This window comes from Kribbella sp. NPDC026596, assembly GCF_040638415.1.
Classification (GTDB): domain Bacteria; phylum Actinomycetota; class Actinomycetes; order Propionibacteriales; family Kribbellaceae; genus Kribbella.
In genome coordinates this window covers 116,502-138,757 of sequence record NZ_JBEZYF010000004.1, presented here as the reverse complement: position 1 = coordinate 138,757, position 22,256 = coordinate 116,502, and the positions used below count along the sequence as shown (strand labels likewise).

21 protein-coding genes are annotated in these 22,256 nt (G+C 68.0%); 6 read left to right on the top strand and 15 right to left on the bottom strand.

The window, feature by feature from the left end; genetic code table 11:
- The first annotated feature begins 59 nt into the window (after positions 1–59).
- Positions 60–1,406, top strand: coding sequence for a serine hydrolase domain-containing protein (locus AB0E63_RS04735; protein ID WP_360361394.1), 1,347 nt, complete (start codon positions 60–62; stop codon positions 1,404–1,406).
- On the opposite strand, the gene AB0E63_RS04730 is transcribed toward AB0E63_RS04735, so the two are convergent.
- From AB0E63_RS04730 to AB0E63_RS04710, 5 genes are all read right to left on the bottom strand, one after another.
- Entirely contained in the window at positions 1,403–1,846 is a 444-nt protein-coding gene (locus AB0E63_RS04730) for a VOC family protein (RefSeq protein ID WP_360361391.1), read from the bottom strand. The two genes, AB0E63_RS04735 and AB0E63_RS04730, sit on opposite strands and share 4 nt — an antisense overlap.
- A gap of 70 nt (positions 1,847–1,916) precedes the next feature.
- On the bottom strand, positions 1,917–2,732 hold the full coding sequence (locus tag AB0E63_RS04725; protein WP_360361388.1) for an ABC transporter permease: 816 nt from the start codon (positions 2,730–2,732) through the stop codon (positions 1,917–1,919).
- Complete coding sequence (locus AB0E63_RS04720; protein ID WP_360361385.1) at positions 2,729–3,718, bottom strand: ATP-binding cassette domain-containing protein; 990 nt, start codon at positions 3,716–3,718, stop codon at positions 2,729–2,731. The genes AB0E63_RS04725 and AB0E63_RS04720 overlap by 4 nt, the downstream gene beginning before the upstream one ends.
- Positions 3,719–3,817: 99 nt before the next feature.
- Positions 3,818–5,134, bottom strand: coding sequence for an MFS transporter (locus tag AB0E63_RS04715; protein ID WP_360361382.1), 1,317 nt, complete (start codon positions 5,132–5,134; stop codon positions 3,818–3,820).
- Positions 5,131–5,868: a GntR family transcriptional regulator gene (locus tag AB0E63_RS04710; RefSeq protein ID WP_360361379.1), complete on the bottom strand. Its 738-nt coding sequence runs from the start codon at positions 5,866–5,868 to the stop codon at positions 5,131–5,133. The genes AB0E63_RS04715 and AB0E63_RS04710 overlap by 4 nt, the downstream gene beginning before the upstream one ends.
- Before the next feature lie 278 nt (positions 5,869–6,146).
- Between AB0E63_RS04710 and AB0E63_RS04705 the strand changes: the two genes are divergently transcribed.
- Positions 6,147–7,589, top strand: a complete 1,443-nt coding sequence (locus AB0E63_RS04705; RefSeq protein ID WP_360361376.1) for a S8 family serine peptidase — start codon at positions 6,147–6,149, stop codon at positions 7,587–7,589.
- A gap of 237 nt (positions 7,590–7,826) precedes the next feature.
- Entirely contained in the window at positions 7,827–8,795 is a 969-nt protein-coding gene (locus AB0E63_RS04700) for an aminoglycoside phosphotransferase family protein (RefSeq protein WP_360361373.1), read from the top strand.
- Positions 8,796–8,812: 17 nt separating this feature from the next.
- On the opposite strand, the gene AB0E63_RS04695 is transcribed toward AB0E63_RS04700, so the two are convergent.
- The 4 genes from AB0E63_RS04695 to AB0E63_RS04680 all read right to left on the bottom strand — a co-directional run bounded on the left by AB0E63_RS04695 (position 8,813) and on the right by AB0E63_RS04680 (position 11,493).
- The gene (locus tag AB0E63_RS04695; RefSeq protein WP_360361371.1) at positions 8,813–9,415 is read right to left on the bottom strand and encodes a class I SAM-dependent methyltransferase; all 603 of its coding nucleotides are present in this window, start codon (positions 9,413–9,415) and stop codon (positions 8,813–8,815) included.
- A 76-nt stretch (positions 9,416–9,491) separates the two neighbouring features.
- Positions 9,492–10,007, bottom strand: coding sequence for a hypothetical protein (locus tag AB0E63_RS04690; protein ID WP_360361369.1), 516 nt, complete (start codon positions 10,005–10,007; stop codon positions 9,492–9,494).
- A gap of 30 nt (positions 10,008–10,037) precedes the next feature.
- Positions 10,038–10,586 (bottom strand): hypothetical protein, encoded by a 549-nt coding sequence (locus AB0E63_RS04685; RefSeq protein WP_360361366.1) that lies wholly within the window; start codon positions 10,584–10,586, stop codon positions 10,038–10,040.
- Positions 10,587–10,659: 73 nt separating this feature from the next.
- Positions 10,660–11,493 (bottom strand): DMT family transporter, encoded by an 834-nt coding sequence (locus AB0E63_RS04680; protein WP_360361363.1) that lies wholly within the window; start codon positions 11,491–11,493, stop codon positions 10,660–10,662.
- Positions 11,494–11,922: 429 nt separating this feature from the next.
- Here AB0E63_RS04680 and AB0E63_RS04675 point away from each other — a divergent pair, with 429 nt between their 5' ends.
- On the top strand, positions 11,923–12,591 hold the full coding sequence (locus tag AB0E63_RS04675; protein WP_360361360.1) for a phosphotransferase: 669 nt from the start codon (positions 11,923–11,925) through the stop codon (positions 12,589–12,591).
- Positions 12,592–12,642: 51 nt separating this feature from the next.
- On the opposite strand, the gene AB0E63_RS04670 is transcribed toward AB0E63_RS04675, so the two are convergent.
- The 4 genes from AB0E63_RS04670 to AB0E63_RS04655 form a co-directional block, all read right to left on the bottom strand.
- A complete protein-coding gene (locus AB0E63_RS04670) occupies positions 12,643–14,076 on the bottom strand; it encodes a dihydrolipoamide acetyltransferase family protein (RefSeq protein WP_360361357.1) in 1,434 nt (477 codons plus the stop codon).
- Positions 14,076–15,053: an alpha-ketoacid dehydrogenase subunit beta gene (locus tag AB0E63_RS04665; RefSeq protein WP_360361354.1), complete on the bottom strand. Its 978-nt coding sequence runs from the start codon at positions 15,051–15,053 to the stop codon at positions 14,076–14,078. Before AB0E63_RS04665 ends, AB0E63_RS04670 begins: the two co-directional genes overlap by 1 nt.
- A gap of 4 nt (positions 15,054–15,057) precedes the next feature.
- Positions 15,058–16,134 (bottom strand): pyruvate dehydrogenase (acetyl-transferring) E1 component subunit alpha, encoded by a 1,077-nt coding sequence (gene pdhA, locus AB0E63_RS04660; RefSeq protein WP_360361653.1) that lies wholly within the window; start codon positions 16,132–16,134, stop codon positions 15,058–15,060.
- Positions 16,135–16,566: 432 nt separating this feature from the next.
- The gene (locus AB0E63_RS04655; RefSeq protein WP_360361352.1) at positions 16,567–17,766 is read right to left on the bottom strand and encodes a phytase; all 1,200 of its coding nucleotides are present in this window, start codon (positions 17,764–17,766) and stop codon (positions 16,567–16,569) included.
- A 190-nt stretch (positions 17,767–17,956) separates the two neighbouring features.
- Between AB0E63_RS04655 and AB0E63_RS04650 the strand changes: the two genes are divergently transcribed.
- Together AB0E63_RS04650 and AB0E63_RS04645 are read left to right on the top strand one after the other, a co-directional pair.
- On the top strand, positions 17,957–18,895 hold the full coding sequence (locus tag AB0E63_RS04650; protein WP_360361349.1) for an EamA family transporter: 939 nt from the start codon (positions 17,957–17,959) through the stop codon (positions 18,893–18,895).
- A gap of 484 nt (positions 18,896–19,379) precedes the next feature.
- A complete protein-coding gene (locus AB0E63_RS04645; protein WP_360361346.1) occupies positions 19,380–19,970 on the top strand; it encodes a hypothetical protein in 591 nt (196 codons plus the stop codon).
- Between the two features lie 441 nt (positions 19,971–20,411).
- Here AB0E63_RS04645 and AB0E63_RS04640 read toward each other — a convergent pair whose 3' ends face one another.
- Together AB0E63_RS04640 and hisC are read right to left on the bottom strand one after the other, a co-directional pair.
- Positions 20,412–21,134: an SDR family NAD(P)-dependent oxidoreductase gene (locus AB0E63_RS04640; RefSeq protein ID WP_360361343.1), complete on the bottom strand. Its 723-nt coding sequence runs from the start codon at positions 21,132–21,134 to the stop codon at positions 20,412–20,414.
- On the bottom strand, positions 21,131–22,210 hold the full coding sequence (gene hisC, locus AB0E63_RS04635) for a histidinol-phosphate transaminase (protein WP_360361340.1): 1,080 nt from the start codon (positions 22,208–22,210) through the stop codon (positions 21,131–21,133). Before hisC ends, AB0E63_RS04640 begins: the two co-directional genes overlap by 4 nt.
- Between the last annotated feature and the right edge of the window lie 46 nt (positions 22,211–22,256).

The window sequence follows — 22,256 nt, the reverse complement described above, 5'->3', positions numbered from 1 at the left end:
CATGACCCCGACCAAAACCCCTGCCTTTTGTCATTTGGTTCCTTGTAAGGTCGGCAGGCGTGACACATATCGACGCGCAGACGCAGACCGCTCTTACTCGCATCGTGGCCGGACGGCAGGCCAAAGGCCGGATCCCTGGAGTGGTGGGCGCTGTCGCCCGCGCCGGGTCGCTGGCCTGGTCGGCTGGGGCCGGCTCGGCCGATCTGGCGAATCCCGGCGTACCGCCGACGGCGGACTCGCAGTTCCTGATCGCGTCACAGAGCAAGACGCTGACCGCGGTCGCGATCATGGCGCTGCGCGACGAGGGCAAGCTCAGCCTGGACGACACCGTCGAGAAGCTGATTCCGGAGAGCAAGCACGAGGGCATCACAGTGCGGCAGATGCTCAGCCACGCCAGCGGCATGCAGCGCGAGCCGGTCGGCGACGTCTGGGACCTGATGCAGTTCCCGGACCGCGCCGAGCTGGTGTCGGGGTGGAACGAGGCCGAGCGGATCGGGAAGCCGCATCACCGGTTCCACTACTCGAACCTGGTCTTCTCGCTGCTCGGCGAGATCGTCGCCCGGCTGGACGGACGGACCTGGTACGACGCGATCAAGGCCCGGATCCTGGACCCGCTGGAGATGCGCCGGACCACGGTCGGGATGGACGGCGGACCGGCCGCCACCGGGTACTACGTGCCGCCGTTCTCCGACGTACCCGTGCGGGAGCCGCTGCTCGACCTCGGCGCGATGGACGCCTGCGGCGGGCTCGCCTCGACGGCTGAGGATCTGGCGAAGTGGGGCATGTTCGTCGCGAACCCGGTCGACGAGGTGCTGTCGAAGGACACCCTCGAGGAGATGTGCCAGGTGCAGATCATGGCCGACGTGGACCGCTGGCAGCTCGCCTTCGGCCTCGGCTTCATGCTGTTCCGCCGCGGCGAACGCGTCTTCGTCGGCCACGACGGCGGGATGCCGGGGCACATCACGTCGACGTTCGTACACCGCGAGTCCGGTACGGCGGGGATCGCGCTGTTCACCGCGTCCTCACTGGCACCCAGCGCGCTGGCGACCGACCTGATCATCAAGGTGCTCGAGGACGACCCGCTGCCCACCGAACCGTGGGTCCCCGGCTCGTCCGTCCCGGCTGAGCTGGCCGGCGTCCTCGGCACCTGGTTCACCGAGGGCAGCCCGTTCGACTTCTCGGTCAAGAACGGCGTACTCCAGGCCAAGTCCCCCGCCGCCCCCGAGCACCAGTCGCCCGCCGTCTTCACCCGCATCTCCGAAGACGTCTACCGCACCACCTCCGGCCGCGAAACCGGCGAACTCCTCCGCATCACCCGCACCCCCGATGGCACCCCCGAAAAGTTGCACTGGGCAACCTACCTCTGCACCCGAACCCCCCTCGCCTTCGCCGAACTCCAGAGCTAGACCACGCAGAAGTCGTTGCCTTCTGGGTCTTGGAGCCAGAGGTGGTCGAGGGTGGGCGTGTTGTCTACGGGGACTTCGCGGATGAGGGTGGCATCGGCGGCCAGGAGGGTTTCGGCGGTGGCTCGGATGCGTTGTTCGCGGAGGACTTGGGGTTCGGCGCGGCCGCCGCTGACCTGGAGGTCCAGGTGGAGGCGGTTCTTCACCGTGCGGGGCTCGGGGACCTTGAGGAAGGACAGCGACGGGAGTACGCCGTTCGGATCGGAGATGGCGGCGCCGTCGTTCCACTCCTCCTCGGGGACGTTCTGGTCGGTGAGGAACGCCTCCCAGGTGTCCCAGCCCTTCGGCGGATCCGACTCCACGTAGCCGAGCGCCGTACACCAGAAACGCGCCACCCGGGCCGGGTCGGCGCAGTCGATCGTCATCGTCCACTTCGTCGTCATACCGCTCACTCTGGCGGACGGAACGGACAGAAAGGGGGCCGGTTTCCCGGCCCCCTTCTTTTGGGAGGGTTCAGGTGCGGCGGCGGTAGGCGCGGATGGCCAGGGGGGCGAAGACCGCGATCAGGCCGATCATCCAGGCGAGGGTGATCAGGAGCGGCTTCTGGATCGGGCCGCCGAGCATCAGGCCGCGCATCGTGTCGACGAGGTACTTGACCGGGTTCACGTTCACGAACGCCTGCAGGAAGCCTGGCAGAGTGCTCGTCTGGACGAAGACGTTGCTGCCGAAGGTGAGCGGGAACATCACCAGGAAGGCGACGCCCTGGACACCCTGCGCGGTCTTCAGGGTCAGCCCGAGCCACACCCAGATCCAGCACATCGACAGCGCGAACAGCAGCACGATCACCAGCGCCAGCAACCCGTTCCCGACCCCGTTGTGGAACCGGAATCCGAGGACGAACCCGGTGGTCATCAGGATCACGATCGACAGCGTGTACCGCACCGCGTCCCCGAGGACCGCACCGACCAGCGGTGCGATGCGGGCTATCGGAAGCGAGCGGAACCGGTCGAACACGCCCTTCGCGAAGTCGTCGTTCAGCGCCACCCCGGTCCCCATGGTGGAGAACACCACGGTTTGCACGAGCAGGCCGGGCAACAGGAACGGCAGGTAGTCGTGCCAGGTCCCGCCGTTGGCGATCGCGCCGCCGAAGACGAACAGGAACAGCACCAGGAAGATGATCGGCTGGAACGTCACGTCCGCCAGGGCTTCCGGGTTCTGCCGGATCCGGACGATGTTCCGCCAGGCCAGGGTCAGGCTCTGCTGCACCCAGGCGAACGGACGGGTACGACGACCCACGTGGGCCGGCGCATCGACAACAGCGGCACTCATCGGCCCGCTCCTTCCAGGACCGCGTCCTGCGGACGCTCTTCGGCGGTGTGACCGGTCAGGGCGAGGAAGACCTCGTCCAGGCTGGGCAGCCGCAGGGACAGTTCGGTGACCGCGATGCCTTCCTCGTCCAGGCGCCGTACGACGACCGGCATCGAGCTGCCGTCCGTGACCGGCACGCTGACCAGCGCGTTCACCACGTCGACGGTCGGCCGCGCACCGACCGACTCGGCGACGATGGCGGCAACGCGTTCGATATGCGCGGGCTCGGTCGGGCGGACGTCGAGCGACTGCTTGCCCGCCTGCGCCTTGAGCTCGGCCGGCCGCCCGGAGGCGACCACCGCACCCTTGTCGAACACCACGATCGAGTCGGCCAGCGCATCGGCCTCCTCCAGGTACTGCGTGGTGAGCAGCACCGTGGTCCCGTCGAGGACCAGGTTGCGGATCGTCTCCCAGACGCCGTTGCGGGCGTGCGGGTCGAGACCGGTGGTGGGCTCGTCCAGGTACAGGATGCTCGGGTGGCCGACCAGGCTTGCGGCCAGGTCGAGGCGCCGGCGCATGCCGCCGGAGTACGTCTTGGCGATCCGGTCACCGGCGTCGGTCAGCTCGAACCGCTCGAGCAGTTCGTCGGCCCGGGCCCGGGACTGATCCCGGGAGTACCCGAGCAGCCGGCCGATCATGATCAGGTTCCGGCGGCCGGACATGTCCTCGTCGACCGAGGCGTACTGTCCGGTCAGCCCGACGATCTCGCGAACCCTGCCGGCCTCCCGGACGACGTCGTACCCGCCGACCGTGGCATGTCCGGCATCGGGCCGGAGCAGGGTGCCGAGGATGCGGACCGCCGTGGTCTTGCCGGCGCCGTTCGGGCCGAGAACCCCGAGGACCGTGCCGGTCGGCACACTCAGGTCGACGCCGGCCAGGGCGGTGGTGTTGCCATATTTCTTGACCAAACCGGTTGCCTCGATGGCGACCTGGTTCGTTGTGGTCATCGGTTCCTCCCAGTGGACTCACTTCACTGGGATTACCGTCTCCCGGCGTACTGGCACCGCCCTGGCACTCGGCTGTCAGCCCGTATCAGCGGGCTGGCATCAGCCTTTTACGGGGACGATCTGGTTGGCCAGGAGGGCTTCGTAGGCCTCGGGGTTGTAGCGGGCCAGGTGGCCGCGGGCCTTGCGGCGGTACTTGAGGATCTGGCGGGTGCCGATGGCCCACAGCACGTACTGGAAGGCCAGCGCGAACTTGAAGTCCTCGATGGTCTGCGGCGCCCCACCCGACGACGTGTCGAGCAGGATGCCGACCATGCCGATGCAGAGCAGCGTCGCGATGAACCCACCCGTGTTGACCATCCCGTTGGCCGCACCGAACCGGGTGGCCGGGTTGAAGGTCCGCGCGTAGTCCAGCCCGAGCATCGACCCCGGCCCACCAGCGGCCTGTACGACGATCAGCAGCAGGATCACCGGCATCGGCGCCTGGCCCGGCCAGAGCAGTACGACGGTCCACATCAACACCGAGCCGCCGATCACGGCCAGCACTATCCAGGACCGGTAGAACGGGAAGCGAGCGGCGTACCGCCCGACCAACGGGCCGTAGCAGAGCCCTGCGAGCACAGGGAGGATCAGCATCGCCGCAGCGGTCGTCGGGGCGACACCTTGGCCCTGGACGAGGAACGGGTAACCCCAGAGCAGACCGAAGGTGCTGCCGGAGAAGCTGGTGGTGAAGTGCGTCCACAGGCCCAGCCGCGTCCCGGGCTCATTCCAGGCTCGCCGCAGGTTGTGCCGTACCTCGCCGAGTGACTGCTTGGTCCGTCGCAGCGGCTCGTCGTACGGGCTGTCCTTGATCAGGAACAGCACCGCGAGACCGGTCAGCAGACTCAGGATGCTGGCACCGGCGAACGTGCTGGTCCAGCCGAAGGAGTGGAAAGCCGCAGCCATCGGCACGGTCGAGACGATCGCACCGAGACCACCGAGCATTCCGGTCGCCTGAGTCATCACCGGCTGCCGTAGCGCCGGGAACCACGCCATGACGACCCGCAGCACGCTGATGAACACCAGTGCGTCGCCGACACCCAGTACGGCGCGTGCCGCGAGCGCAGCGGGGTACGAGTCGACCAGACTGAACGCCGACTGCGCCACGAAGAGCAGTCCGGATGCGGTGATCAGCAGCCGCTTGGATCCGTACCGATCGAGCAGTACGCCGACCGGAACCTGCATGGCGGCGTACACAGTCAGCTGTACGACGGTGAAGCTGGCCAGCGCGGATGCGGAGATGTGGAAGCGTTCCGCAGCCTGCAGGCCGGCCACGCTCATGGAGCCGCGGTGCAGGACGGTCACCAGATAAGTGAGGACAGCAGCGGTCCACACCGCCCAGGCCCGACGTCCGCCCAGGGGGAAGAGGAGTTCGGTCACCGAGTGCCCCGCAGGTCCGCCGCGGCGGTGTCGATGTGGGAGACCACGAGGTCGCGGAACCGCTTCACGCTGTTGCCGCCGAGGGCGTCGATCATCTCCTGGTGCGCGACGATGGACTTGTCCATCCTGGCCGGCTGCATCTCGATTCCGGGCACGCCCATCCGGACCTGGCGGTCCCGCAGGCTGTTGTAGAGCTTGGCCAGGATTTCGTTGCCAGCGGCACCGACAATGGCCTCGTGGAAGGCCCGGTCGGCCTCCAGAAAGCTCTTCGCGTCACCGGTCTTACGGTGTGCGCGCATCTCGTCGACGCGCTGGGTCAGGGTTTCGATCAGCTGCTTGCGCCGCGGCCACACCTTGGCGGCGGCGTGCGTCTCGATCAGCTCGCGGGCCTCGAGGACGTCGTCGATCTCCTGCGGCACCACCGGCCGGACCAGCGCACCCTTCTTCGGGTACAGCTTCACCAGGCCGGACTCCTCCAGCCGGAGCAACGCCTCGCGCACCGGGGTGCGCGACACCCCGACCGCGGTGGCCAATTCGCCCTCGGTCAGCAACTCGCCGCCCGGATACGTCCGGTCCAGGATCGCCGCCTTGACGTAGGCGTACACCCGCTCTGCCGCGGGGATCTTCTCCACCCCCGGCGCCGCCTCGACCACCACCCGGGCGATCTCCGCGGTCTCGTCACCTAATTCCAACGCCACACTCGCCGGCTCGTGTTCCGGCACCCCGCTTGTCACAGATCTCCCATACGACTCGTATCTCTGTTGTATCTATCCTACACACACAGCTAATCCACCGGCGGGGCCAGGTATTCCCCAGCTTGTCCACGAGTTATCCACAGGCCGATCCACAGCATGTGGGCAACTGAGCGTGAACGGATGGACTCTCGGTAGTGACAGGTGCAGGGTTTCCCCTGCGTTGTGGATGAAGAACTCCGCCGGTCCGGAATCCGCTCTAAAGTCCGGGGTACCGAGCCTGGGCCCGTCCGCCCTGGCCCCGCCCCTGAGGAGGCAGCGTGTCCCGAACTTCCCGTCCCCGACGGCTGACGGCCGGCTTGGCCGCGGCCGCGCTGGCATTGACGACACTTGGTGCCGCCACGGCGCACGCCGTACCGCAAACCGCCGCGGCCACGCCTGGACCGCTGATGAACTATGTCATCAACACCAAGGCCTCGCCCGGACACGTCCGCAAGGTCGAGCAGGCGGTGAAGGCGGCCGGTGGCACGGTGGTCACGGCGTACCAGCAGCTCGGCGTGGTGATCGCGCAGTCGACCAACCCGGACTTCCGCACCGACGTCCGCGCGGGGCACAACGGACGTGAGGTGCAGTCCGTCGGCGCCACCCGGACGGCCGCCGTCAGCGAAGGCCCGGTCGGTGCGGCGTCTGCCGCCGGCGCCTCGTCAGCCGGCGGCGTCAACGCGATCGACGACGCGGAGGCGACTCCGGTCCTGGACCCGCGTGAGGGCGAGCAGTGGGACATGGTCCAGATCAAGGCGGACCAGGCCCACGCGGTGACCGACGGCTCCCGGCAGGTGCTGGTCGGCATCAACGACAGCGGTGTCGACGACACCCACCCGGACCTCGCGCCGAACTTCGACGCGAAGGACTCGGTCAACTGTGTGGACAACGGCGTACCCAACACGACGCCCGGCGCCTGGCGGCCGACGACCAGCTCGCACGGTACGCACGTCGCCGGCACGGTCGCCGCGGCCCGCAACGGTGTGGGCATCGTCGGCGTTGCGCCTGGTGTGCGGATCGCTTCGGTCAAGGTCGTGAACGACGACGGGTTCATCTACCCGGAGTACTCGATCTGCGGCATCGTCTGGGCCGCCGAGCACCACATGGACGTCACGAACCACAGCTACTTCATCGACCCGTGGGAATTCTGGTGCAAGGACAACGGTGACCAGGGTGCGGTGCAGGAAGCGGTCCGGCGCGCGTACGCCTACGCGACCGGTCGCGGCGTACTCTCGGTCGCGGCGGCGGGCAACTCGAACTACGACCTCGCCAACAAGACCACCGACAGCGGCAGTCCGAACGACACGACCCCGGCCACCCGGACCATCAACAACGACTGCCTGGACATGCCGACCGAGCTGCCCGGCGTCATCACCGTCGCCAGCACCACGCAGGCCCGGGCCCGCAGCAGCTTCTCGAACTTCGGCCTGAACAAGATCGACGTCGCCGCTCCCGGAAGCTCGATCCTGTCCACCCTGCCCGGCGGCAGGTACGGCCTCTCGAGCGGTACGTCGATGGCGTCGCCGCACGTCACCGGCATCGCGGCCCTGATGAAGTCGACCCACCCGTGGTGGGGCCCGAGCCAGCTGGAGTCGGCACTGCGCAAGCAAGCCGACGACACCGCCTGCCCGGTCACCCCCGACGCCCGCTGCACCGGCACCACGGCCAACAACGCCTTCTTCGGCGAAGGCATCGCCGACGCCCTCGACGCCGTCAACTGACTGAGTGGGGGTCCCCCGCCCGGGACCCCCACTCCTCTATACAACTGTGGTCCGCCCCACCCACCCTTGGCTACGCGCTACCGCGCTTCATCGACCACCCCGCGGACCCGCCAACTCGTGCTCCACGAGCAGCACCGTGGAATTCGGTTGCGCTTGTGTGAGTCTCGTCGGTTGACTGCCGGTTATGGCCGATAACGCGGCACTGCCGGGCACGGTTCACGGCATCGCTTCGGCGGGATGCGACGGAGAGGCTCGGCCGTGAGGTGGTTGGCGGAGGGCTCGTCCGCGGCGGTTGCCGGGGCGCTGAGGCGTGTTGCGCCCGGGCTGGGTGACTATCCGATCGCGATTCGCGAATCGATCGGCGAGGATCCCTTGTGGTGGTCGGCAAGCGCGATGGTCGGCGGGCGGTTCGTTGCGAAGTTTGCGTGGTCACGGCCTGCCGGGCTTCGGTTGGCGCATGAGATCGCCGTCTTGGAGGCGTTGGCGCGTGAGCCGGCGGTTCCGTTTCTGCCGGAAGTGGTTGCCAGCAGCACCGATCCACTGCTCCTGGTGACCAGGCTGGTGCCGGGCGAGGCGCTGTTCGAGGTCGTGGACTCGATTGACCGGGACCTTGTGGGTCGGCAGCTCGCTCAGTTTCTGGGTGAGTTGCACCATCCGGCGACCCGCGCACGCGTCGAAGGCGCCCTCGGTGAACTTGCCCCTGCCGCACTGCAACCAGCCACAGGCGACGCCTTACGCGACGGGTTCGTGAAATGGGCTCGTCCAGATCAGCATCCCGCAGTCATCAGGTGGTGCGACTGGGCAGACGACGTACTGGCGACGCCGCGACCGAGCGTACTGGTACACGGCGATCTCCATGGCGGCAATCAGGTATGGGACGGCGAGCACCTCCGCGTAGTCGTCGACTTCGAGACCGCGGGCCTCGCCGAGGCGGAGTACGACCTGCGCACCTTCCCCGGAACAGGTCCGGGTGTCGAACTGCTCACGGCCACCCTGCGCCACTACACGCGGATCACCGGCCGCGAACTGGCAGTCGACCGCGTGATGGCCTGGCATCTGCGAACCGCCCTCGCGGACGCATTGTGGCGCAGCGAAGCGGGCGTCCCGCTGCCGGATCACCGGACACCGCCAGAGTGGGTCGATGACCTCGCCAAGCGATTCACCGCACTGGGAATCGACCCGGACACGCCCACGAAGCAACTGTGACGACGGGCTCCCGCTCGTCAGGGTTCGACGCGTCTGCGCCGCGCGACGATAGCGGCATGGGGTCGCTTCTCGTCACTGCGGGTTTCCGTTGCTTCGACCTGGAAGCCCGATTCCACGAGCCGCTGTGACATCTCCTCGACCGACCAGAAGTAGGCGGTCGTCACCCTGTGGTCGAACGGCTCCACCTGCGGGCCTTCGCACATGCCGAGAACCAAACCGCCACCGTCGCACAGGCATCGCGCGAACTCGTCGAGAATGCGCGGCACGTTGTCCGGATCGGTGTGGATGATCGAGTACCACGACAGGATCCCTGCTACTGAGCGATCGGGTACGCCGAGGTCGTCCAGCTCGCCGACACGGTAGGAGACGGCGGGGAACCGCGATCGGGCGATGTCCACGAAGCGCGGCACCAGATCAACACCCTCGACGTCGCAGCCCAGGCCACGCAGGAAGTCGGTCCACTGGCCTGGCCCGCACCCCGCGTCGATGATCCGGCCCGTGATCCCACCGGCCCACTGCGACACCAGCTTGCGATCCAGCTCATGCGTAGCCTCCATCGAGGCGAACATCTCGGCGTACTCCTCCGCCCACCGCCCATACGCATCCCGCACATCATCCACAGCCACAGACAACCCCCAGCTCGATCATCGCCGACGGTTGAACCTATAACGCCTACTCCCGGCGCGATCGGATCCGCTAGGGGGCGGCGCGGAATTGCTTGACGCGGCGCAGAAGCCGACGGGGCACGATCGCGTACAGATAGAACGACATCGCGCCGCCGGCGCCGAACAGCAGGACTGCCCACCAGGACCCGGATGCCGCGGCGAGGCTGGCGACGATCACCATCACACACACGGAAGTGACCCTGTGCCAGCGATGGCGCCCGGCCTCGGCGAGATCGCGCGAGGCGACTGTGATCGCCGCGGACCGGAGCCCGGCGTCGTCCGGTACGTCACCACTCGACAGAGCGCGCCGTGCCGCACGCTCGAGGTCGGCCGGGACCTCGGCCGCCTTCTCCTGCTGCTCGCGACGCCAACGCGCACTCCACCAGACCATGCACAGCCCGAATGGGATGCCGCTCGTCACCATGAACCCAGCACCGAGCCAGCTATCGCCGTCAGACTTTGCCGTCAAACCCATCAGCAGTCCGAACGGCACGCCTGCCACGAGGAATGTCAGCCACCGCGGCGGATCTTGCAGGGAAACGCGCATGCCCCCAACATCGGACGGCAGCCGCCCTCGTTACGAAAGCCGCAACTTCTCCACGGTGACCCACGTCGGACTTGCTGCATCTGGGACTCGGTAATAGGGCGACGCGGCGCCCGCAACGGCTAACGAAACAGAGTTCTCCGGTTCGGGCAGGACGAAGGTCAGACCGTTGCCGCGGGCTTCGAGCTCGGCGGCGTAGGCGGGATCAACGCGGTCAAGCGTGATCATGATGAGCCCGGACACCGGGTGCGGCCCCGTCGAGGTGACCTTGGTCGGCAGATCGAGATCGTGCTGCCGGCGCATGAGGCCCAGCACCCATTGCAGGGTCCACTCGGTCTCCTGCTCGGTCGGCTTCCAGCGTCTGAAGCGCAACAACTCGGGGAACTGTACGAGCGACGGGATCTCGAGCTGCGCTCGGAGCATGGCCTCCTGAACCGGAAAGCTGACGACAAGAACCACCCGATCACCGCCGTGCTCAACGGTCTCCGTGAGCCTGGCGCTCGCGTCCGGATTGCGCTCGACCCACTGCCGGACGACCGGCAGATCAGGTGAGGCCGTCGCCGGACCGTCCCGATCACGCATACCAAGCACCTCCCTACACCCGAGCCTTCAGGAAAGCACGCCCCGCAGCAGCAGGTACAGACAGCGTGCTTCGCTAGGAGGTGCTGATGAGGACTATGCCGGTTACTACGACTGCGGCGGCCAGGGCTCGGCGGGGGCCGAAGCGTTCGTTGAAGAAGACGGCGCCGATGATGGCGCCGAAGATGATGCTGGTTTCGCGGAGGGCTGCGATCGCGGCGAGGGTGCCTCGGGTTTGGGCCCAGAGGACGAGGCCGTAGGCGACCATCGACACGATTCCGCCGCCGAGGCCGGTCAGGATCGCGGACCGGGGTTGCCGGAAGACAGCCGGGCCGCGCCAGCAGAGTGCTACCACCGGCACGATGAAGCCCTGGATCATGAACACCCAGCCCATGTACGTCGCCACCGGCATCTTGTGGACCGCGAGACCGTCGACAACCGTGTACGCGGCGATCGCGAGGCCTGTCCCGGCGGCGGCGAGCAGGGCCGCGGTCTGCGCACGTCCGGCCGACCGTCCGATGAACACCAGCCCGATCAGCCCGGCGGAGATGAGCAGCACGCCGGCGAGTTCGACGGGCGCCAGCATCTGATGCAGTACGACGATCGACACCACGGCGACAACCCAGGGCGACGTACCGCGGGCCAGCGGATACATCTGGCTGAACTGACCCAGCTGGTACGACGCCAGCAGGCCGCCGTAGTACACGCAGTGCAGCACGATCGACGCGACGATGTACGGCCAAGTGCCCGCAGGCGGTGGACCGGTGAAAACGATCGCAATGAGCCCGGCAGTCCCCGACGCCACCCCCAGCAGCGCGAATCCGGCCAGCCGATCCGGCACACCGTGCGCCATAGCGTTCCACGTGGCGTGCAACACCGCCGCCCCAAGCACCACCACCAGTACGAGCACGTCCCCCACCTTCTCACCCAGGACCGCGACGGTTCAGCCATATTTCACGAGCTGCTAAACCGTCTGCAGCGGTACAGCGGCGAAAACACGATGCGGGTCACTGGGCCGCTCGTGCAGGGTTGCAGTGATGATGACGCTCGGAGAGATCAACAGATTGGAGCGTACGGTCGACGCGGCCGACCGCTCCTCCGTGGCGGATGCGGTCGCTGCCCGCTGGGGGTACGCGGCCGGTACTGCTCGTTGGTGGCGCTCCAGTGCGAGTCACGTCTTCGTCGTTCCCGAAGGCTCCCCGGCGCGACCGCGGTCGTTTCTCCGGTTCGCGCCAAGGCAGTCACACGATGGACTGGCCATCGTGGCCGAGCTGATGCAGAGTCTGGCCGATGGTGGCGTTGCGGTTGCCAGGCCCAACGATCGGCCGGCGGTGTGCTGGTGGAGTCCGTCGACAGCGGCCTCGGGCCTATGCACGCCATGTGTGTTGCCGCCGCGCCCGGCCGGCAGTTGGGGGTCGACGTACTCACGCTCCCCCAAGCGCGTGCGTGGGGGACGGAGCTTGCCCGGCTGCATGAGGCGGCGGGCGAGTTCGGCGATGGTTTGCCGGTGGGCTTCGCCGAGCTGGAGCAGGTCGCCGGGCTGGATGACCCGCCGCTGGTGGATTCCGTTCGGCGCCTCGTCGACCGGCTGGACCGACTGCCTCGTGATCCGTCGCGCTACGGGGTGATTCACGGAGACTTCGAGCTGGACAATCTGGCGTGGGTCGGGGACACACCTACGTCGTTCGACTTCGACGATGCCGCCCGATCGTGGTTCGTCGCGGACATCGCTCTCGCCGTCCGAGACCTGACCTCGGCCGGCACACCAACACCGACGTACAAGGGACGGTTCGACGCGTTCCTCGCCGGCTACCGACAGCGTCGGCCGCTACCCGAGGCAGACCTGGCTGACCTGCCGTTGTTCGCCGCCGCGGCTACCGCGGCCCGGCTGATCAAGCTGTATCCGGTTCTGCACACCGACGGCGCTGATGAACTCAACGAGCTGCGCATCAAGCTCACCAAGATTGTCGCGGAGGATCGCCGCGCTGTGCTGACGTTCGACGCCTGACCCGGCGAAGGCCCAGGTGGTGTTCACCTGGGCCTTCGCGGAGTACGCGTACTAGAACATCAAAGCTCGGGCTGGGTCTTCGAGGATGCTGGATACGTCGGCGAGGAAGGTAGAGCCCTTCTCGCCGTCGATCAGGCGGTGGTCGAAGGAGAGCGCGAGCGTGGTGATCCAGCGGGGGACGATCTCGTCGTCGACCACCCACGGCTGCTTGCGGACCGCGCCGAACGCGAGGATCGCGGCCTCGCCGGGGTTGATGATCGGCGTACCGGCGTCGACGCCGAAGACGCCGACGTTGGTGATCGTGAACGAGCCGCCGGCCTGGTCAGCCGGTTGGGTCTTGCCCTCGCGGGCGATGGCGACCAGGTCGTTCAGCGCCCCGCACAGCTCGGGCAGGGTGAGGGCGTCCGCGTTCTTGATGTTCGGAACGATCAGCCCGCGCGGGGTGGCCGCGGCGATGCCGAGGTTGACCGCGCCCTTGTAGACGATCTCCTGCGCCTGCTCGTCCCAGGCCGCGTTGACGATCGGCGTACGCCGGGCCGCCAGAGTGACCGCCTTCGCGACGATCAGCAACGGCGAGACCCGGAGCTCCCGGAACGCCTTGTCACCCTTGAGCCGGTCGACCAGCTCCATGGTGGCGCTGACGTCGACGGTGATCCACTCGGTCACATGCGGTGCGGTGAAAGCACTGGCCACCATCGCCTGTGCCATCACCTTCTGCACACCCTTGACCGGCACGCGAGTGTCTTCGCGCCCGCTCACCACCGGAGCAGCCTCGTACGCCGGTGCCACCGGAACCTCAGCCGGAGCACTCGCGTGCGCTTCAACATCAGCCCGGGTGATGATCCCACCAGGACCGGTAGCCGTCACACTCGCCAGCTCGATCCCCAGATCCTTGGCCAGCTTCCGCACCGGCGGCTTCGCCAAGACATGCACCGCACCTCCGTTGCCTCCGGCAACGGACGTGGAAGAGGAGCGCGCAGGCGCGGACGCGGCTGGGGCCGGCGCGACTGCGGCTGGGGCCGCGGCGGCGGGAGCCGCAGGTGCCGGGGTGGGGGTGGTAGCTGGGGCAGCACCGCCCGCAGCCGGAGCCAGCGCCGAGCTGGCGGAGGCTGCGGGAGTCTTGCGGGGGCGGCGTTTGGCTTCGGTGGTGCGGGGGCCGTAGCCGACGAGGACTGCGGTGCGGCCGCCGGTGGGGTCTTCCTCGGGGATGGTCGGTACCAGGTCCTCGGGGGAGCCTTCGGCGGAGTCGGTCTGGACCGCGATGATCGGCGTACCGACCGGGACTGTTTCGCCTTCAGGCACCAGGAGCTCGGTGATGGTGCCGGCGAACGGAACGGGAAGCTCGACCAGCGACTTCGCGGTCTCGATCTCGACGACGGTGTCGTTGAGCTTGACCGTGTCGCCCGGCTTGACTTTCCAGCTGACGATCTCGGCCTCGACCAGGCCCTCACCCACGTCGGGGAGTCGGAACTGCTGGATGGCCATCAGTACCCCATCACCCGGTCGACCCCGTCGAGCACCCGGTCCAGGTCGGGCAGGTACTCCTCCTCCATCCGCGACGGCGGATACGGGGTGTCGTACCCGGTGACCCGCAGAACGGGCGCCTCGAGGTGGTAGAAGCACTCCTCGGTCACCCGCGCCGCGATCTCCGACCCCGGGCCGAGCGAGTACGGCGCCTCGTGCACGACAACCGCACGACGGGTCTTGCGCACCGAGTCGTAGATCGCCTGCAGGTCCAGGGGCGAGATCGTGCGCAGGTCGACGACCTCGAGCTGCCGGCCGTCCTCGACCGCGGCCTCGGCCGCCTGCAGACAGGTCTTCACCATCGGGCCGTAGCAGAACAGCGTCGCGTCGGTACCCTCGCGGACCACCTTCGCCTGGTGCAGCGGCAGCGCCGGCGGCACGGACTCGTCCAGCTCCGCCTTCTCGTGGTAGCGCCGCTTCGGCTCGAAGAAGATCACCGGGTCGTCGGAGGCGATCGCCTGCTGAATCATCCAGTACGCGTCGACCGGCTCACTGCACGCGACCACCTTGAGTCCGGCGACGTGCGCGAACAGCGTCTCCGGCGACTCCGAGTGGTGCTCGACCGCGCCGATGCCACCGCCGAACGGGATCCGGATCACGATCGGCATCCGGATCTTGCCCATCGACCGGTAGTACATCTTCGCGACCTGGTTGATGATCTGGTCGTACGCCGGGAACACGAAGCCGTCGAACTGGATCTCACAGACCGGCCGGTACCCGCGCAGCGCCAGGCCGACCGCGGTCCCGATGATGCCGGACTCGGCCAGCGGGGTGTCGATCACCCGGTCCTCGCCGAAGTCCTTCTGCAGTCCTTCGGTGACCCGGAAGACTCCGCCGAGCTTGCCGATGTCCTCGCCCATCACGACGACCTTCGGGTCGGCCTCCATCGCCGCCCGCAGACCCATGTTGATGCCCTTGCCGAGGCTGATCTTCGCCATCTGCTCAGCCCTCGCCCTCTGAAGAGTCACTGAACGATGCGGCGTAGGCGGCGAACTGGGCCTTCTGCTCGACCAGTTCCGGCGTCTGCTCGACGTACACGAGGTCGAAGAAGTCGGTCATCACCGGGTCCGGCATCGACAGGCAGCCGGCCCGCAGTTCGGCGGCAACCTTGTCCGCCTCGGCCTCGACCTCGTCGAAGAAGTCGTGGTCGACGCCGGCCGTGCGGACCAGGTACGCCTGCACGCGCTCGATCGGGTCCTTGAGCTTCCAGTGCTCGAGGTCCTCGCTCAGCCGGTACTTCGTCGGGTCGTCGGAGGTGGTGTGGGCGCCCATCCGGTAGGTGTAGGCCTCGATCAGGGTCGGCCCGCTGCCCTCCCGGGCCCGCTTCAGCGCCTGCTGGGTGACGGCGTACGTCGCGAGTACGTCGTTGCCGTCGACACGGACGCCGGGGAAGCCGAAGCCGGCCGCGCGCTGGTACAGCGGGATCCGGGTCTGCCGGTCGATCGGCTCGGAGATGGCCCACTGATTGTTCTGGCAGAAGAACACGACCGGGGCGTTGAACACCGACGCCCAGATGAACGCCTCGTTGACGTCACCCTGGCTGCTGGCGCCGTCGCCGAAGTACGCGATCGTGGCCTCGCCGTTCTCGGCGTCACCGATGGAGTGGTCGCGCTGCTGGCCCATCGCGTACCCGGTCGCGTGCAGCGTCTGGGCGCCGATCACGATCGTGTACAGGTGGAAGTTGTTGTCCTTGGGGTCCCAGCCGCCCTGGTCGACGCCGCGGAACAAGCCGAGCAGCCGCAGCGGGTCGACGCCCTGGCAGAAGGCCACGCCGTGCTCGCGGTAGGTCGGGAAGACCATGTCCTTGGAGTTCAGCGCGCGGCCGGAGCCGATCTGCGCGGCCTCCTGACCGAGCAGCGACGCCCACAGGCCGAGCTCACCCTGACGCTGCAGGGCGGTCGCCTCGGTGTCGATCCGGCGGACCAGGGTCATGTCCCGGTAGAACCCCTTGATCGCCTCGTCGTCGAGCTCGAAGGCGTAGTCCGGGTGCTCGACGCGCTCACCTTCGGGCGTCAGCAGCTGGACGAACTCGACCTCTTCGGAGGCCTGGGATGGACTGACCGGCGCCTCGACGGGCGCGAAAACTTCCGGGGCAATTCCCGGCACCGACTCACTCACATGCACTCCTCGGGTTCGAGCGCGGGATCGCCGCGACCGCAACGTTGCACGGGGCCGGCCCGTTGCGCCGGATGAGGCATTCGCAGGCAGGACCGCGTGATTCCAGGGGTTGATGCACTGTTGGCAGTGGACCTCCTCACTGGTCTCACCACCATCTTGCCGGACACCGTACCCAGCAGGTGCCTGATCCGCTAACTGTCTGGACGCGTCCGGGTACGGCGGTACCGAAACGGGTCTCAGGATGAGACACCAGTCCATCCACTGGTCCTATGTCCGCGCTCATATTACAGAGATCAGCCGGTCTTGACGAGATGTGTCACAAATGCGTCTCGATCAGGGCAGTTTCTCCAGCCGGACGAGCTTGAAGTTCGTGCCCTCGCGGTCGCTGTCACCGGGCGTGTTCTCGCCGTCATGGACCGCGAACAGGCCGTGCGGGAACCGCGACCCGAGCGGCTGAGTCGTCACCGCCGCACCGTCACTGTGCTGTACGCCGTCCGCCGCCGGACCGTCGATCACCTCGAAGCCGGCGCGGTACGCCAGTCGGCGTCCGTCCATCCCGTAGACCGCGAACGTCGAGTCACCCTGGCTGGATGCGTAGAGCGTCCGTACGCCGTTGCGATAGGCGATCGTGAGTCCTTCGGCGTCGGCGCTGAGGTGCTTTCCGGCGTCCGGACTGACCGGTCCGGTCGGCTCGCACTCCTCGGTCTCATCGTTGTAGACGGCTCGCTGCCCGAACTCGCGGACCTTCTCCAGCAATTCCGGCTTGCCGTGCTGCGGGATCCGCCAGACGCCGACGTCCTCCTGAGCGGCGTACAGGTCGTTGGTGGTGCGGTCGAACACCATGCCCTCGAGCTGCGGCCGGTCGCCAGGCTCCTCGCAGGGCGACCAGGTGCTGCCGTCGGAGAGCTTGAAACTGCTCGGCAGGTCGACCGTGCCGATCGAGCGGTAGGTGATCTTGCCGTGGCCGTCCGGAACCAGCGCGAGGAATCCGACCCGGGTCTCGCTGCGCCGCGTCACGGCGACGACCGTCCGGCCCTTGATCTTCGTCGCCGCGAGCCCGTAAGCGGTCCGCTGGTCCTGGACCTCCGCGGTGTCCTTGCTGAACACGAGCGGCGCCGTGGCGCTGGTCACATCGGTGAGTCGCCCGGCCTTCACGGCGTACGTCCGGAGCTGGTCGCGACCGCGGTCGGTGACGATCGCCAGATTGTCGACAATGTCGACGTTGTTGAACCGGCCCGGCTCCTGACCCGGCTCCGGCGCGGGCGGCGTGGCGAACCGCTGCACCTGCTTGCCGGTCAGGTCGAAGACCGTCAGGCCGCCGTTCTTCAGCGTTCCGAGGACGACGCTCCGCTCGGGGTGCTGGGCGTCGACCCAGATGGCCGGGTCGTCGGCGTTCGCGTTGCCACCGGCGTCGTCGTCCCAGTTCGGCGCGGTCTCGGCGGCGGCGGTCACCTCCGTCAGCCCGCTCGCGTACGCCGGGCAGGTGCCCAGCGTGACGGTCATCGCAGCAACCAGGACTCCGGCGATCCGCATCCAGCTCTCCTCACGATCAGGGTCGTACGGCAGGGTCGTTGGCACCCTGCCCCGTACGCATGGCCTGGCGGGAAACAGCGGATTGCTGGCCGGATACCGGCTTGCGTGGCGGATCGGGCAGGCTTAGCGTAAGCATCGTCTTTGCATGACACCCCTGACAGACACTTTTGACGCAACTGAGGAGGCCTGGATGGCCGCGCCTGCCCCGGCCGTACTCCCCGAGACCGGCGCCAAGCCGGCGTCGGGCGCGATGATCTGGACCGCGCTGGCGGTCGTGTACGTCGTCTGGGGCTCGACCTACCTGGCCATCCGGGTGGTCGTGGACGCGGACATCCCGCCGATGCTCGGGATGGCGACCCGGTTCCTCACGGCGGCCGTCCTGCTGGCCGCGGCACTGAGCCTGAAGTCGGGGTGGCGCCGGCTGCGGATCACCCGTCGGGAGGCGCTCGGCGCGGCCACGGTCGGCATCCTGCTGCTTGCCTTCGGCAACGGTGCGGTCGCGATCGCGGAGCAGACGGTTCCGTCCGGTCTGGCCGCGCTGCTGGTCGCCGCGATCCCCTTGTGGCTGATGCTGCTGCGGGTCGGCGGTGGCGAGCGACCTCGTGGGCTGACGTGGGTCGGCGTACTGATCGGCTTCGGCGGTGCCGCGTTGCTCGCGTTGTCCGGCGGCAACACCAGCGCGAAGCCGCTGTCGGTGGCGATCCTGGTGGTCGGCACGATCTCCTGGGCGATCGGATCCCGGTTCGCCCCGCGGCTCGGACTGCCGCGGGACCCGCTGGTGACCGCGCTGTACGAGATGGTCTTCGGCGGTACGGCGATGGTCCTGGTCGGCGTACTCCGGGGTGAGCCCGGGCGGCTGCACCTCGGGGAGATCGACGGATCCGGGTGGGTCGCGCTGGCCTATCTGGTCGTGTTCGGATCACTGCTGGCGTACTCGGCGTACTCGTATCTCCTGGCCAACGCGCCGATCTCGCTGATCGGTACGTACGCGTACGTGAACCCGGCGGTCGCCGTACTGCTCGGGTGGCTGATCCTCGGCGAGCACATCACCTGGCAGATCCTGGTCGGTGGCGCGGTGATCATCATCGGGGTCGCGCTCGTGGTCACGGCCGAGCGCCGGCGTAGCTGATTCCGGACAAAGGAAAGACCCGGGCCCCAAGGGACCCGGGTCTCCCACCGCTGCCGATGCGCGCGGCAGCGGGCCTGGTCTGCCGGGCGGCACCCTGCCCCGAAAAAAACATGGTGCGAAACTCCGGCAATGTTGCAACGACATTCCGATTCATCATGGTATTGCCTATTCGGCGACCACCGAGCCCACCGAGAACAATCTTCCGAATCACCGGGTTCATCCGTCACCCGCGCTGACTCAACGAGATAGCCGGGCATCGGTTACGGGCCGTTCCATCTCAACTTCCGCTCACTCCGGCGACCGCCTGGTTGCCGGTAAGTTGCCTGGTCAGCACGGATTTCGTTGCCCTGTCAGCGAACTCATCACCGGTCGGCTATGAGCCCCGTGAGTACCGAAATATCTGACAAAAAAGTTTGTAACGCCCCTCGCCAGGTGTCGTTAGCACTAAGACGAATCCGTCAAACCCGAAAGGAAACCTGGCATAATGCAGGTAACTCGCAAGATCGCCGCAGCCGCGGCTGTGGCGACCGTCGCCACGCTGGGCCTGGCCACCGTTGTGAGCGCGAACGTTCTCGACGACACCCAGCAGAAGGCACAGGACACCGGCCTGGCCGACGCGGCGTCGCTGGCCAGCAAGGCCTACGGCAACCACGGCTGGTACGGCGTCAAGCGGAACGGCGACCTGGTCGCCCTCGACGACAACAACGTCGGCCCGTTCCAGGCCTGCCACCTGTTCGGTTCCGGCACCGGCATCGGCGGCAACGTGCCGGCCAGCGATGTCACCGGCATCGTCGGCTTCTTCAACAACGGCAACTCGGTCACCGCTGTCAAGACCTGCGAGCAGGGCAACGCGCAGGCCAACAGCAAGTGGTACAAGCGGGGCGACAACGGGCTGCTCTCGGTCAGCCGCAACAACGTCGGCCCGTGGCAGGCCTGCCACAACGAGCTGTCCGCGACCGGCATCGGCGGCAACGTCCCGCTGACCAACCTGGCCGGCGTCCTGGGCGCGTTCAACGACGGCAACTCCGTTGACACGCTGAAGACGTGCGAGCAGGACTCCGCGCAGAACAACTGACCCTCCCTGGTCAGTGATGCGGACCCGAGAGAGTCACCTCGGTGGGGTGACTGATTCGGTAGCACCACCCAGCGGCGCCGGGAGCAAGCCTCACTCCTCCCGGCGCCGCAACTACAACCCGGCCCCCGTCCCAGCGGGGCCGGGTTCTCTGCGTGCCGGGCTGGGACAGAACCGTGGGCCGGCACAGGAACCGGTGGGCTCGGACAGGAACCAGGTGGGTTGGACAGGAACCAGGTGGGTTGGACCGGAACCAGGTGGGTTGGACCGGAACCAGGTGGGTTGGACCGGAACCGGTGGGCTTGGACCGGAACCGGTGGGGTTGAACAGGTTATTGCTTGTCTACGGCCACCAGGAGGGGTGCCGACCCCCGCGAGCTGGCGCCTCCGTGCCACGGAACTGCCCCCGGACGCACAGGCCCCCGGGCCCACGCGCTGAGCGCGCCTACAGGTCTCGGAGGTCCACGCAGCTGCCGTTCGGGAGGTCTCGGGTCAGGAGGGACCAGATGCCGGCGGCTGCGGCGGTCGGCGTACTCAGGGAGCCGGTGCGCTTGAGGTCGTGGAAGCGCTCGACGGAGGGGAACGCCTGCTCGTCGGTGGAGCGGATCTCGGTCTGCATGGCGGTGTCGACGACACCCGGGGCCACCGCGATCACGCGGCACCCGTCCGGCTGCTCCAGCGCGACCGTGCGTACCCACTGCTCGATCGCCGCTTTCCCGGCCGTGTACGACGACCACCCGGCGTACGGCGTCTTCGCGGCACCCGAGGAGAGCATCACCAGGTGCCGTTCACAGGTGAGGTGCGCCGAGGCACGGAGAAACGCGCTACCGAGGATCTGCGGTGCGGCCGAGTTGAGCAGGACCGCGCGCCGGTAAGCGTCGCGGTCGACCGCGTCCGCGCGACCGATCGGCGTGATCGTGCCAGCGTTGTGGATGAACACGACACGATCACCCTCATAGGCCTCGAGCTCAGCCTCGAAGTGGCGCTCGACCCGCGACCAGTCGGCCGGATCGGACAGATCCACCTCGAGGTGTTCCGCCGTACCGCCGCCGCTGCGGGACAGGTCGATCACGCGCGCGTCCCGGTACGGCGTGGCCGCGGCCAGGGCGGCACCGATCCCGGCGGATGCTCCCGAGATCCAGATGATCGACGGAGGTTTGGCCGTCACTGGCGCCAGGCGCGGGCCACCGCGAGGAAGAGGTCGTTGGCCTCGCGCTCACCGATGGTGACGCGCGCACCGTCACCCGGGAACGGGCGGATCGACACACCTTCGGCCTGGACGGCCTGGGCGAACGCCGCCGTGTCGTCGCCGAGGTCCAGCCAAACGAAGTTCGTCTGCGTCTCCGGCACGTCCCAGCCGGCCGCACGCAGTTCGTCGACGACCCGGGCCCGCTCGACGACCAGAGCATCGACCCGCTCGAGCAGTTCCTCCTCGACCCGGAGCGACGCGATCGCGGCCGATTGCGCGACGTGGCTGACGCCGAACGGGAGCGCGCACTTGCGGATCGCCGCGACCACCGGCGGGTGGCCGATCGCGTACCCGACACGGAAGCCGGCCAGGCCGTACGCCTTGGAGAAGGTCCGCAGCACGACGACGTTCGGCCGATCGCGGTACACGTCCACGCCGTCGACCACATCGGGATCGCGGACGAACTCGCGGTACGCCTCGTCGAGCACGACCAGCACGTTCGTCGGTACGGCGTCCAGGAACGCGAGCAACTCGTCGCGTCGGACGACCGGGCCGGTCGGGTTGTTCGGCGTACAGACCAGGACGACCTTGGTCCGGTCGGTGATCGCCGCCTCCATCGCCTTGAAGTCGTGGCGGGCGTCGACGGTCAGCGGGACCTGCACCGAGGTCGCGCCGGTCAGCTGGACGGCGATCGGGTACGCCTCGAACGAGCGCCAGGCGTAGATCACCTCGTCACCGTCAGCGACCGTCGCCTGCAGCAGGTGGTAGAGCAGCGCGACCGATCCGGTGGCGACGGCGAGATCGCTCACCGGCACGCCGAACCGGTCCGACAGCGCCTCGAGCAGGTCGACGGCGCCCATGTCCGGGTACCGGTTCATCTGCCCCGCGGCCTCGATCGCGGCGGCGAGCACGCCCGGCAGCGGCGGGTACGGGTTCTCGTTGCTGGACAGCTTGTACGTCGGCCGTCCGTCGGTGCGCGCGGGCGGACGACCGGGCTTGTAAGCCGCAACATCGTCCAGGCAGGCGCGGAAGCGAACCTCATGGTCAGGGGTCATGCCCGCAGGTTAATCCTTACCTCACCCCAGAACCACCCTCTCCGGA

Bases quoted from the DNA above. Each gene is read 5' to 3' on its own strand.
- AB0E63_RS04645 (WP_360361346.1), top strand. From the start codon at position 19,380: ATGCAGGTAACTCGCAAGATCGCCGCAGCCGCGGCTGTGGCGACCGTC.
- hisC (WP_360361340.1), bottom strand. From the start codon at position 22,210: ATGACCCCTGACCATGAGGTTCGCTTCCGCGCCTGCCTGGACGATGTT.
- AB0E63_RS04690 (WP_360361369.1), bottom strand. From the start codon at position 10,007: ATGCGCGTTTCCCTGCAAGATCCGCCGCGGTGGCTGACATTCCTCGTG.
- AB0E63_RS04720 (WP_360361385.1), bottom strand. From the start codon at position 3,718: ATGACCACAACGAACCAGGTCGCCATCGAGGCAACCGGTTTGGTCAAG.
- AB0E63_RS04655 (WP_360361352.1), bottom strand. From the start codon at position 17,766: ATGCGGATCGCCGGAGTCCTGGTTGCTGCGATGACCGTCACGCTGGGC.
- AB0E63_RS04730 (WP_360361391.1), bottom strand. From the start codon at position 1,846: ATGACGACGAAGTGGACGATGACGATCGACTGCGCCGACCCGGCCCGG.
- AB0E63_RS04665 (WP_360361354.1), bottom strand. From the start codon at position 15,053: ATGGCGAAGATCAGCCTCGGCAAGGGCATCAACATGGGTCTGCGGGCG.
- AB0E63_RS04685 (WP_360361366.1), bottom strand. From the start codon at position 10,586: ATGCGTGATCGGGACGGTCCGGCGACGGCCTCACCTGATCTGCCGGTC.
- AB0E63_RS04700 (WP_360361373.1), top strand. From the start codon at position 7,827: ATGCGACGGAGAGGCTCGGCCGTGAGGTGGTTGGCGGAGGGCTCGTCC.
- AB0E63_RS04670 (WP_360361357.1), bottom strand. From the start codon at position 14,076: ATGGCCATCCAGCAGTTCCGACTCCCCGACGTGGGTGAGGGCCTGGTC.
- AB0E63_RS04725 (WP_360361388.1), bottom strand. From the start codon at position 2,732: ATGAGTGCCGCTGTTGTCGATGCGCCGGCCCACGTGGGTCGTCGTACC.
- AB0E63_RS04650 (WP_360361349.1), top strand. From the start codon at position 17,957: ATGGCCGCGCCTGCCCCGGCCGTACTCCCCGAGACCGGCGCCAAGCCG.